The organism is Paenibacillus tundrae, assembly GCF_036884255.1.
GTDB lineage: Bacteria > Bacillota > Bacilli > Paenibacillales > Paenibacillaceae > Paenibacillus.
Map to the genome: position 1 here is coordinate 6,285,805 of NZ_CP145605.1, position 12,596 is coordinate 6,298,400.

Genomic DNA, 12,596 nt, shown 5'->3' on the forward strand with positions numbered 1-12,596 from the left:
AGGTTAGCCCTCTAAGATACAGACATGAAGCAAATACGCAACGAAATAAAACATACAAACTCATGAACGAAAGGATTGAACCCACATGGCAATTGAAGTATTCAACCGATATGAGAGCAAGTATCTACTGACGGACGAACAATACGAACATTTCTACAGCGATCTGCTGAAATACATGGAACTGGACGCCTACAACAAAAAACATGAATTCTACTCCATCAGTAACCTTTACTTCGATACACCGCAAGATTCACTAATTCGCGCTAGTCTCTCCAAACCGAAATACAAGGAGAAGCTGCGGCTGAGAGCATACGGTGTACCTGAGGAGAATGCCAAAGTGTACTTAGAGATCAAAAAGAAAGTATTCGGCCTGGTCAACAAGCGCAGAACAGCACTGAAGCTGGATGAAGCCTACGAGTTCGTTCGTACTGGGCAGGCGCCGGAACTCGCTGATTACATGAACAAGCAGGTCGTTGAGGAGATCAAATACTTCCTCCGGCTGTATGATCTTGAACCGAAAGTGTATCTAGCGTATGAACGCAAAGCATTGTTTGACAAGAACAGCCGCGATCTCCGCATTACCTTTGATACCAACATTCGTAGCCGCAGATACGATCTGAAGCTGGAACAGGGAGATTACGGCGAGCCGCTTGTGAAGGACGGTCGATGGCTCATGGAAGTGAAGGCAGAGAAAACCGTTCCGATCTGGCTGTCTCAACTGTTATCCGAACACGGACTCTACCGTACTGGATTCTCCAAATACGGCAACGAATACAGACATCTGGTGAGAACAACGAACCTGAACTACCAGACAGAGCGTGTACTCGTACCAGGTACAGACTTCGAACCTGCAATGGAACAAGAACAATCAATTAGAGAAAGAGAGCGTGTCCTATATGCTTGATTCATTATTCAGCTCCGCATTAGACGATACAACACTAACCTTTAGCAGTTCCGTTATCACCATTGGACTTGCCATTATTCTGGGACTCATCATTAGTCTCACCTACATGAAGACCAATCAGAGCACATACTCACAGAGCTTCACCTTGACCATGGTTGTTCTACCAGTCATTGTCGCCATTATCATCCTGCTCATCGGCAGCAACATTGCCCGAGCGTTCAGCTTGGCGGGTGCCTTCTCTATTATCCGTTTCCGGAGCGCACCTGGTGACCCGAAAGATATCGCATACGTATTGTTCACGATGGCATCTGGTCTAGCGTGCGGAGTCGGTGCTTTTGGATACGCGGTTCTATTCACAGTTGTTCTGTGTGTACTGATGTTTGTCCTGAGTCGCTTCAACTTCGGCGGCAAGAAGAGCCAGCAGAAAACACTGAAAGTAACTATTCCCGAGAACCTAAGCTATGAAGAAGCACTGAACGAAGTGTTCCATACATTCAACGTACCTTTTGATCTGAAAAAAATCAGAACGACCGAACTTGGTAGTCTGTACGAGTTGGTATACAGCGTAACTATCCACGAAAGTGTTAGCCAGAAGGAATTCCTCGACGCGATCCGTACACGGAACGGCAACCTGGATATCTCCTTAACGATGAGCCCAACCACCGACTATTAAAACTCTATTAATTTAAATTTGAAGGGATCGATATCGTATGAAGAAGAAAGTGATAGCCGGCAGCAAACTGTGGTCTATAGCGATGATTACTGCACTCGTGACAGCATGCAGCGCCCCAGCAGCAACGAATACAACAGCCAATGCGGCAACAACAACGACAGGAACCACCAAAACCGTCTCCGTGAGTGAGCAAACTTCGGTCAAATTCGCCGACCTCGTCTCACTGGATGCAGATGATACCAATGTGATCTGGACTGAAGCGGACTCCACGATCATCAAACTGAATGGGACAACCGCAGCAGTGACTGGATCGGGAGCCAAAGCAGCAAATGGTACGGTAACCATCTCAGAAGCCGGTACTTATGTGCTTAGTGGTGAACTGACAGATGGGCAAATTGTGGTGAACGTTGCGGATAAAGGCGTCGTGCACCTCGTGTTAAACGGGGCAAAGATTCATGATAACGATAGTGCAGGGATCTACATTCAGAAGGCTGGCAAAGCCGTCATTACACTTGAAAAAGGAACGAAAAATGAAGTTTCGGATGGCAAAACCTACGTATACGCCGATGATACGACGGACGAGCCGGATGCAGCTATCTTTAGCAAAGCAGATCTGACGTTCAACGGTACAGGACAATTAACAGTGACAGGTAATTATAACGAGGGCATTACGAGTAAGGATGATCTGAAAGTTATCAGCGGCACGATCAACGTCAAGGCTGCCGATGACGGCATCAAAGGTAAAGACATGGTTGCGATTCAGGCGGGCACAATCACTGTCGATGCAGCAGGCGATGGAATTAAATCCACCAATGATACCGATACCTCTAAAGGCTTTGTGGCCATTGCGGGTGGTACCTTCAACATCGAAAGTGGTAGTGACGGTATTCAAGCTGAGACTGCCCTTGTTACGGATGGCGGCACATACAATATTGTGACTGCTGGAGGAAGTGCAAATGCACCAGCCAAAGTAGAAGAGAGACCGTTTGGCGGTGGTGGTGGCGGTGGTTTTGGTGGTGGCACACCTCCAACAGACATGGGTACACCACCTACGGATATGGGTACACCGCCGGATGGCGAGCGTCCTGCCGATATGCCGGATAATACTGGCGTCAATGCTGCAGCAGACACCAACAACACAGCTGCATCCAACTCTGCCAATATAGCAACGACGGAAACCAATGCCGATGCAGACACAGCCACCACGACAACGGAAGAAGAGTCCATCAGCGCCAAAGCACTCAAAGCTGGTACTGATCTCACGGTTAACGGTGGTACCTATACGATTGATTCCATGGATGATTCCCTGCACAGTAACAATAATGTCACTGTAAATGACGGAACATTCAGCCTGAAGTCTGGCGATGACGGAATCCATGCAGATCAAGCCCTTACCATCAATGGTGGAGAAATCACAATTGCGAACAGTTATGAAGGACTTGAGGGTGCAATCATTACATTGAATGACGGAAATGTGGATGTCACAGCATCCGATGATGGCGTTAATGCAGCTGGTGGTGAAGAGACTACAACCACCGCTACCGCTGAAGCTAGTCCAAACACGGATACAACAGCTGCAACATCAACTACCGATCAGAAGAACACGAATGCAGCACAACAAAACGGTGCACCTGGTGGTATGCCGGGTGAATCATCTGGCAACAACGAATTGCATATTAACGGCGGATCACTCACTGTGAATGCAGGCGGTGACGGGCTGGATGCGAACGGTTCGATCTACATGACAGGTGGTACTGTAATCGTCAATGGTCCAACAGACAATGGCAATGGAGCACTCGACTATGATGGCTCATTTGAGATGAGCGGTGGATATCTGATCGCAGCCGGAAGTTCAGGCATGGTACAAGGTACATCTGATGCGTCCACTCAAAATGCAATTGTCATGACATTCCCTTCCACTCAACAAGCAGGAACACTCGTTCATGTCGAAGACAGTGAAGGCAACAGCATTCTAACGTTTGCTCCAGCGAAGGATTACCAATCCGTAGTTGTTAGCTCCCCTGACCTAGAAGCAGATGGATCTTATGTCATCTACTCTGGCGGAACCTCCACAGGCACAGCCGAGGACGGACTGTACACAGATGGCACTTACAGCGGCGGAACAAAAGTCGTTGCATTCCAATCCACAAGCAATGTAACTTGGGTCAATGAATCAGGTGTCACTACAGCTCAGTCAGGCATGGGCGGTTTTGGTGGAGGTAATGGTCAAGGTGGATTTGGAGGCGGAAGAGGCCGCGGACAATCTGGCACTACTTCTGACAGCACAAGTACAAGCGATTCAGCAAAATAAACAACGAGTTATCTCACATATGAATCTGTGCGGCAACTTAACAAACAACGTATCTGTTCCAAGCTAGACATAAGGGGATGTCCGATAGGTCATATAAATATGACGAGGGACATCCCCTTTAGCGTTATTTTGATGTAATGAACCTGACACATGCTATTCGAGATCATTTTCCCGGATCTGATATCTAACGAATCACAGAGGCATTATCTCATCAATTCAGTCCATATTTCAGGTTTGTGAGACAATCCCTTCGTGTTGTTTGTTATATGGCCTTAGAACACATAGACGTACACCTTCGTACGCAATGCATCCGGGCAAGTAATCGTGCGAAGTGGCACCCTGCCTGGCAACGCAAAACAGACACTAATTACTCTCGCACCTGGCGGCAATTCACGTGTAAACTTGTCGCTCAGACGATTCATCGCTCCGGGAAACAAATAACAGATGACGCAATCAGCATGTTCGTAAGAGCTATTGTAGATATTGCCGCGGATGAACCGCAGTCTACCCTTCATGGATTGCTGTCGACCTCTGGCCTCACGGAAGCGTACACTCAGATATGCGATTCCTTGGGAGACCCACAGAGGCAAGAGAGAATTTTCGATACCCGTGAGCCGTTTACCCGGACAATACCGCACGACATCCAGGCCGAGTGTGCCCCATCCAGAGCCTGCCTCGATTACATCGCCATAACCAGGAATGCGATTTACCTCCTGAATGACAACACGTCTGACCAATCGGGATGTAGGCATCGGGGAGATTCCATTTCTCCAGCTAACGAGCACAATAGACAGAACAGCAATTAAGGTAAGCACGGCGATCAACCATGGAATGAATGGAATAATGAACATATAGCCTCATCCTTTGGGAGTTGAAGATGTTGACTGGTCTTCGTTCTTGCATTCATCATTATACTACAGTACTCGTGCATACCTGTTTAATAATATTTTTGAAAAGTTATCTTGAAAGAGACCCGTACATATTTATCATGACGAAATTATTCTTTATGAAGATGTAGTTCATAGGTTTGTTCGATGTGATGCGTTCCCCAACCCATGTTCTCTTGTTCTAGGGTTTTGACGAACCCTGCTTTTGTGTACATAGCGATGGCTGTCTTCTGATCATCCGTCGTTTCCAGAAAGACATCTCGGTATCCCTTTTCCCGGCAGTATGTGATAGCCTCTTGAATGAGCTTCTTCCCAATCCCCATCCCCCGATAATCGGGATGCAAGATAAACCAACGAATTTGGGCTCTCTCGCCCGGATGGCCGATGACCGCGATACTACCGACAATTTCATGATCCGATTCTACCAACCAGAACCGATCCTTGTCTGGGCTGTAGGTTTGCAGAAAATCATAAAACGTTTTGCAGACGTACGCTTCAAATTCGTGGTTATAGCCGCATTCCTTGGCATAGACCCAGCCGTGTAGTTGAATCAGTGCTCCGACGTCTCCCGGTTTCAGTTCGGTTCGGACATGTATCCTCCGTTCTATCGGTTCACTAGACAACTCCCTCTCAATGGCCGTCATACTTCTGGCAATGCTTCGCTGGCTCTGATCGGGCAATTCGAGGATCATATTGTGTATCTGTTCATCGGATAATGCGTCCATCCGAGCCAGTGTTTCTTTTCCAAGTTCTGAAAGATACAGCAGAGACGATCGTCCATCTTCTTTGGATTGTACACGGTAGGTTAACCCCAACTTTTCGAACCTTTTCAACATTCGGCTCAAATATCCCGGATCCAGACGAAGTTGCTCGATGAGCATGCTAGCTGTACAGTGCTCAGAATGTCCAATTTCATAGAGAACCCGTGCTTCCGATAGAGAAAAGTCGCTGTCGAGCAAGTGTTTATCCAGCAGGCCAAGTACCTTTGTGTAGAATCGGTTAAATTGGCGGATGATAGGAATGATCGATGTATGTGAATTCATGCAGGCCTCCTAAATGATATTTAGTATATTATTTGACTACGTCAACTATATACACTGTATTCAATTTAATTGACTTAGTCAAATAAATTGAACTGGGCTTGGAACCTTATCAACGCTAAGTTGCGCTCCTGAATAAGTAGAACACACGATAGGCATATAGAATAAGTCATTTCATAAGAGCGGCATGTATCCTACACAGCTATACAAAAAACCAGACAAGCATTAGTGCTTATCTGGCCTCATTGATTGCATTTTTCTATTATACGGACTTGCCCTGGGTGCTCGAACTGCACAATGAGGTCACCCTAAATCCGGTACATGAGATTTCATGTACACGCCCTTCTTATACACCGATTTGATCGTAAAATGAATGCCGAGCTTGCGATTCGTCCGATAGATCAAGGAGTTAATCTCATCGATCCCCACCGGTTCACTTTCCAATATGCTACGTTCAGGCCATACCTGACTGACAATCTGCTCACGTGTCACAAAATGGTCTAGCTGACTATAAAGTAATTTGAACAGCTGGAATTCCTTCTTCGATAGCGGAATCTCCACCTCGCCAATCTGTACCGTTTGCATATGATCGTGTACTCTAATTCCTTCACCGAGCAGGTCAGAAAGACGATATTCCCTCGTCTCCTCCAAATCATTCTCGATCCGAAGCTGTATCAGTCCATTCACTAGCGTCAGGCTGTCCCCTTCTGCAAAAGGATATCTCTCATATGGAACAAGGCGTTGTCCGTTCAGCTCCGTTCCATTTTTACTATCCAGATCCTCGACCCACAGCTGAAACTGTACATCATAATGAATACGGCAGTGCCGTTTGGAAATCATCTGATTGTACACGGACAGATCCAGTTCACTGCCTCCTGTGTAACGCCCTACCATTATGGAGCGCCCTTGCCGTACATAAGCAAATGAACCATCACTTTCCTGTCCAGGTGTACGAATGACGATTTTTGCCGTCTCCCGCATGTTATTCCCTCACCTTCAAAATTCACTCTCTCTATATATGTTCAACTAAGGAGTATTTACAGTTGCACTCCGATGACAGAACAACCTCCGATCGCTGTTATCCCCGGATTTTTTTGAATCCCTTCTCCTAAGGGGAAATCCTGGGATAAAGGCGAACGCTTCGCTTCTTCAGTTTGTTTCTGTCCTCTCCGTTCCACTGTAAATGCTGAGCGAACATATATGTTCGTTCAAATAATAATGATAACTTCATCAGATTTGTTCCATTGTTTGCATTCATGACAATTTATATAGTGTATACATGGCGTCGTTCTATGCTTTTCTCTACTATACCAGACGTTGTGCTTTTTTTCTCATGATAGACAGTCACTAGCTTACCAACAAGAGAGGTACCTAAATATGAACAAAAAGAACATTTGCATATATGTGCTACTTGCTTTTGCTTTATCCATCACACTCACGGTCCTGTCCCACATGAACGGTGAACGCGGAGAGTCCCTGAATGGCAAGCAAGCAACGACGGAAACGTCATGGATACATACGAGCATCCAGCCCTAAATACCAGCAACATACTCATGCAATAAACTTACTTTATTATAACGCGTTCACTCCCATAAACGTTTCACGATTGTCATCTCTACCGATCACTCACAACAACCAACAAGCCCCTCAGTCTGCTAGGCAGATCAAGGAGCTTATTGTTATGTTAATTAGCCGTTAGACCTCATCGTTATGTTGTTCCTTATCTGATTCAGCAGATGAATCCTGTTCATTCGGCTTATTCTCTTGAGCATGGACTTCCTCCATCTTGCTTGACACCTTTTGATACAGATATGATATACCCAGAAGTAAAATACCAAAGCTGAAATACGCGACAATCTTACTGCCTGCTGTCAGCAAACTAACATCATAGAATACCATCTTGCCCGTAGCCAGCAGGGTCAGGCCTAGACCCAGACGGCGAATCATCACATATTTTCTACGGAATCCGTATGCAATGTAGAGGATGGCAAGTATCAGGTAGATTAAGCTGAATAGCAGCCCCACATCTCCCCATTGGAACTGCACCGTCATGAAAACGGTGATTACACCTAACAGGTAGACCCCTGCAATGACAGGATACCATTCAATACTTTTGAACTGCCCACGGATCGCTGTAATTAACAGATCTCTTCCAGCGAAGAATACCCCCACATTGAAGATAATCAGTACAATAAGCCCTACGATCTCGGCAGCGGTATGTTGCTGAACATCCGGTTGCAAAGCTGGCAGATTTAACGTTACCGCTAGCGCTATACAGTAACCCACAGCATGCAGAATGTTCGTATAATAGCGTACAAATCGACCTTGTAACGGCTTCACTTTGCTCAGTCCATAAGCTAACGCAATTGTCAGCGAGGCAAATAGAATGAATTTGTAGAACAGGTATAACGGGAAGCTGTCATCCACAGCTCTGCTATACAGTTCATTCGATTCATACAGAACATAGAACCATAGGTTCACCAGCGTAATATATTGGAATCCCTGCAGGAAGCCACGCTCTACGTTGTGATAACGCAGCATTCCTGAGGATGACAACGAGCCCCGTTGGATAAATGAATAATAGAGCGTAATCGCCAGCGAACCAAGTGTGATACAGGAATACTTCAGCATAAAGTGAGACTGCATTCCCATGAGGAACATCACCAGCACATCAATATAGATAAAGGTAACGATGCAGAGCAGCACCACGCCCCATCCGGCACGTTCCACCGCTTTGAATCGCTTCAGATGGCCAAGAGTGATGAGTAGAATTCCTTCGATCAACCAACCCAAGGACAACCATTCCGCTCCAAACTGGAACGGTATAATCAGAACCGCAAAGGTTAACGAAGTAATGTAAAACAACAGAATTGTCTGTCTTTCTTGCACCATATGACGACGAACGAATCGAGCTAACCCAAAGTAGACCAGACAGAACACTAGAGCCAGCAGTCCTTGTGCATCGTCCCAGCCCTCTGCCCTGAACAGTACATAGAGCATGAGACAGCTAATACTTGTATTCATGGCGAGCAAGGCGAAGTCCCACCAGGTTAGTTTAACTCGATGTTTGAACGGATACGCCAGCGTAATGCCTAGATACAACGCAAACGTCACAATTGAATACAACATGCCTACGATATTGCTCGGCGATAACCATAACATAATGAGCATCGACGGTGTGTTGAACAAGAAGCTGATATAGTGCACAATAGGCCAACGTTTACCAAACGAGATCAGTACGATAATGCCATTTAAGAGCAGTAAATAGATCATCGCCGCATAAACGGCGCGTCCTTCCAGCCCGAAGTACCCCATGTACGAAAATAACGGTAAATAACCTCCGACGAGTCCTAGCGTACAGATCGTTTTGGATCGATACCTCAGCGACAGGACGACAGATACAGCTGATACGAGTACTGATAACCCTAGAGCCGTATACAGTCCAATGATATGTAGCAAGAAGTAACTGTAGAAAATGGATCCAAACAAGATGGATATGCCTCCACCTAACAGTCCCATGGCAAATGTCTGCCGTTTTCGACGGAACAACCACTCTCCCCCAGCGAGCATAAGCACACCTAATAAGAAAAAGGCCACACCTTTCATCTGATCACTGAACCAAGTGGAATACGAGTATCGGAATGCTGCACCCACGCCCAGAATAAGAAGCAAAATGGCCAACTTGTTGATCCAGCTTAAGCCAATCTTCATCTCCATTCGGTTTTGACGAATGCGTTGCTTAATTGTCTCCTCACTCAGCTCTTCCTCAGCCATATAATCATATCCTTGATGCATTTGCTGACGTATCGCTTCTTCCCGCTCCCACAGCGTTTGCCGTTGTCGCTCTATTCGCTCTCTTACTTCTCCAGCTAGATATGCAATACGTTCCTTGATCTCATTCTCATCTTCTTGTAGCTCTTCCGCAGCCCGGTTATAGATGGAATTAAGATTCGCTTTGGTACGATGCTCGTGAGCCTCCAGCCGATCGTGATGTACAGCCGTCTTACCTCGGAAATACGTCTCCATTTTCTCCTTCGATACACGGATCAGATTCAATTTCTCATCCAGCATCTGCTCAGACAGCGCCATCCGAAGGCGACCATTTTCTTCTTCCATCTGACGCGCCCGGATCTCCAACTGCTTCAGCTTGAGCTTATACGCCTCAGACTGCTCACGCAGTTGTTCGTTCTGTACAATTAGATCATCGGATTGGTAATCCTGAAGCAGTTCGTTATACTCCTTAACCAACTGCTTCTGTTGCTCTTGCACCTGATGAAGCCGATCCTTGAACTCCTTCATACCTTTCCTCCATTGGTCGATGTTGATTTGTTTCCCTATATTTTACTCTATTGTGATCTGAAAAAGATGTAAATGTTGAAATAACTCTGCTGCTCTCTTCCTCTTTCGCTTACGACAAAACAAAAAAGCCCAAGAAGCAATGAGCTTCTTCAGGCTTACGTTTCACACAATTTGTACTCGAATCCCATATTCGATCCTGAGATACCGTCAGGCGTCCTTCGTAATCAAAAGTGAGCCTTTTGAACAACCTCTTTTATGCCGCATCTGTCGATTCTGTTGTATCGTCTGTGCTTGGCTCTATAATTTCGGTTGCATCTGGATCAAGCCAGCTGGCAATCATCGTCCGTACATGTTGCAGATCCTCTTCCGATAGATCATAGTACCAGACACCACCACGCATCGCACCCGTACCCTGTAGCATGTAATTGCTGATCGTCGGTATGCTATCTTTCATGTACAGTGATTCTGCAAAATCAACAATAAAATCGGAATTCATATTCGTTGTAAAGTTGGAGCCAGCAATCTTGATGACATCTGGAATCTTAGTTAGGTTCTTGACCTCAAGCGCACGATTCATGAATGCACTCAGGAAAATCCGGTGACGCATCGTCCGGTTAAAATCGGAGTCTTCACGATAACGCACATATCCCAGCGCTTCCTCTCCGTTATAGATCGGTTTGTTGGCTTCGACGAACAGCTTTTCATGCGTCTTTAGCTTGTTCTCAATATTTTTCTTGATTGGCAGCTCGACACCGCCTACTGCATCTACGATATCTTTCAAACCATTAAAGTTAATGGCTGCATAGAAGTCTACTTTGTTCTCCAGCAGCTTCTCCACAGTATCCATAGCCATCTTGGCCTCGCCGTGAGCATATGCTGAATTAATTTTCGATTTTACATCCCGACCTACAATTTCCGTATAGGAGTCACGCGGAATGGACAGTAACAGTACTTTATTATCTTCTGGGCGAACGACGGAGTAGATGATCGTATCCGAACGACTTGGTTCGTTGTCGCGTTGATCGATTCCGAGCAACAACAGCGAGAATGGATCGGTATGTTCCACAACGGGTGCATCTTCATTACCCGCTGGTTTAAAGGAATCATCCAGTGTTTCCTTCACCGTATCTGAGGCGAACATTTTGAATGCGAGTATGACCAGTTGCTTTTGATAAATGAATCCAAGCCCGCCTAACAAAACAAGCACGCTCAATGTAATGATTAGGGGCTTCTTCCATCTCTTCTTCGGTTTCTTCGGCTTCCGTCTGGTTAAGTGAGCTGCACTGTTTTCCATGATTTCTCCTTTAACTCTATAAGAGCGGTTTCTAAGAATCATTTAACTATATTAATAACACCATTTCAATAGATTAGGTTATAATCGCCATGATAAGATATGGCACAGAAAGGAGCGATACATGATGGAATTTCGACATTTAGGCAACAGCGGTCTACGCGTATCCGCACTCGGTCTGGGCACCAACGCATTCGGCAAACGTGCCGACGAACCGACATCTACCCGTATTATTCATGCCGCACTGGATCAAGGGATTAACTTCATCGATACCGCTAACATCTATGCTGGCACCGAATCCGAGCGAATTATTGGACAAGCCCTTGCAGGTAAACGGGAAAACGCTGTGCTTGCTACCAAGGCCGGACTACCCCGGCACGATGGTCCTCATGGGCGGGGTTCCTCCCGCTATCATTTGCAACAAGAGCTGGAGCATAGTCTCCGTCGTCTGCGGACGGACTATATTGATCTGTACCAGATCCATACCTTCGATCCGCACACACCGCTGGATGAAACGTTGCGCACACTGGATGACATGGTATCCTCCGGCAAAGTCCGTTACATCGGGGCATCCAACTATGCCGCATGGGAGCTGATGAAAGCTCTCGGCACAAGCGAGTTGAAGGGCTACGTTCGTTATATTTCAACGCAAACGAGCTACTCTCTCGCTGACCGTACACCTGAGCTAGAATTGGTACCGCTGTGTTTGGATCAAGGTGTCGGCATTATCCCATATTTCCCGCTGGCTGGCGGTATCTTAACTGGTAAGTACGATGGAGAACAAGCTGTACCATCCGGCTCTAGGGCAGACACCGATCCATCTTTCAATCGTTTTCTGCTGGAGCACAATATTCATTTAGGACAACGAGTTAGCGAGAAAGCGGCAGAATATGGCTGTTCCCCGAGTGTATTATCCCTCGCTTGGCTACTGGCACGTCCGGCCGTTTCAACGGTTATCGTTGGAGCCACACGTACAGAACAACTGGAACACAATCTCCAGAGCCTTGATCTCAAGCTGACATCCGACATGATGGCTGAACTGGATCAGCTTAGTGATTCGTTCCGTCATAGGGAGCCTTTTGCAACCTACCGGCTAACTGAATAACCATGAATCTAAATTTGCAACCGTTCATAGTTCATCATCATTTTTCTTAAGTGATGAGATAGCTTAGCAAAATAAATAAATCCCAA

The 12,596-nt window shown here is 46.2% G+C and carries 10 protein-coding genes; 5 read left to right on the plus strand and 5 right to left on the minus strand.

Annotation, left to right across the window (positions count from 1 at the left end):
• The first annotated feature begins 85 nt into the window (after positions 1-85).
• The 3 genes from V6W81_RS28075 to V6W81_RS28085 are packed head-to-tail and all read left to right on the plus strand — an operon-like array spanning position 86 to position 3,888.
• A complete protein-coding gene (locus tag V6W81_RS28075) occupies positions 86-904 on the plus strand; it encodes a polyphosphate polymerase domain-containing protein (protein ID WP_145409012.1) in 819 nt (272 codons plus the stop codon).
• A complete protein-coding gene (locus V6W81_RS28080; protein ID WP_128104059.1) occupies positions 897-1,577 on the plus strand; it encodes a DUF4956 domain-containing protein in 681 nt (226 codons plus the stop codon). The genes V6W81_RS28075 and V6W81_RS28080 overlap by 8 nt, the downstream gene beginning before the upstream one ends.
• Before the next feature lie 37 nt (positions 1,578-1,614).
• Positions 1,615-3,888 carry a carbohydrate-binding domain-containing protein gene (locus V6W81_RS28085; RefSeq protein ID WP_338541061.1) on the plus strand — a complete coding sequence of 758 codons (2,274 nt, stop codon included), beginning with the start codon at positions 1,615-1,617 and terminating at the stop codon, positions 3,886-3,888.
• Positions 3,889-4,160: 272 nt separating this feature from the next.
• On the opposite strand, the gene V6W81_RS28090 is transcribed toward V6W81_RS28085, so the two are convergent.
• The 3 genes from V6W81_RS28090 to V6W81_RS28100 all read right to left on the minus strand — a co-directional run bounded on the left by V6W81_RS28090 (position 4,161) and on the right by V6W81_RS28100 (position 6,796).
• A complete protein-coding gene (locus V6W81_RS28090; RefSeq protein ID WP_338541062.1) occupies positions 4,161-4,739 on the minus strand; it encodes a class I SAM-dependent methyltransferase in 579 nt (192 codons plus the stop codon).
• A 146-nt stretch (positions 4,740-4,885) separates the two neighbouring features.
• Positions 4,886-5,818, minus strand: a complete 933-nt coding sequence (locus V6W81_RS28095; protein WP_338541063.1) for a bifunctional helix-turn-helix transcriptional regulator/GNAT family N-acetyltransferase — start codon at positions 5,816-5,818, stop codon at positions 4,886-4,888.
• A 300-nt stretch (positions 5,819-6,118) separates the two neighbouring features.
• Complete coding sequence (locus tag V6W81_RS28100) at positions 6,119-6,796, minus strand: FHA domain-containing protein (RefSeq protein ID WP_338541064.1); 678 nt, start codon at positions 6,794-6,796, stop codon at positions 6,119-6,121.
• Positions 6,797-7,192: 396 nt separating this feature from the next.
• Here V6W81_RS28100 and V6W81_RS28105 point away from each other — a divergent pair, with 396 nt between their 5' ends.
• Positions 7,193-7,351, plus strand: coding sequence for a hypothetical protein (locus V6W81_RS28105; RefSeq protein ID WP_156395581.1), 159 nt, complete (start codon positions 7,193-7,195; stop codon positions 7,349-7,351).
• Between the two features lie 159 nt (positions 7,352-7,510).
• Here the strand turns inward: V6W81_RS28105 and V6W81_RS28110 are convergent, their stop codons facing one another.
• Positions 7,511-10,114, minus strand: coding sequence for a DUF2339 domain-containing protein (locus V6W81_RS28110; RefSeq protein ID WP_338541065.1), 2,604 nt, complete (start codon positions 10,112-10,114; stop codon positions 7,511-7,513).
• 253 nt (positions 10,115-10,367) lie between these two features.
• Positions 10,368-11,408, minus strand: coding sequence for an LCP family protein (locus V6W81_RS28115; RefSeq protein ID WP_145044828.1), 1,041 nt, complete (start codon positions 11,406-11,408; stop codon positions 10,368-10,370).
• Positions 11,409-11,532: 124 nt separating this feature from the next.
• Between V6W81_RS28115 and V6W81_RS28120 the strand changes: the two genes are divergently transcribed.
• Positions 11,533-12,510: an aldo/keto reductase gene (locus V6W81_RS28120; RefSeq protein ID WP_338544076.1), complete on the plus strand. Its 978-nt coding sequence runs from the start codon at positions 11,533-11,535 to the stop codon at positions 12,508-12,510.
• Positions 12,511-12,596 lie beyond the last annotated feature (86 nt).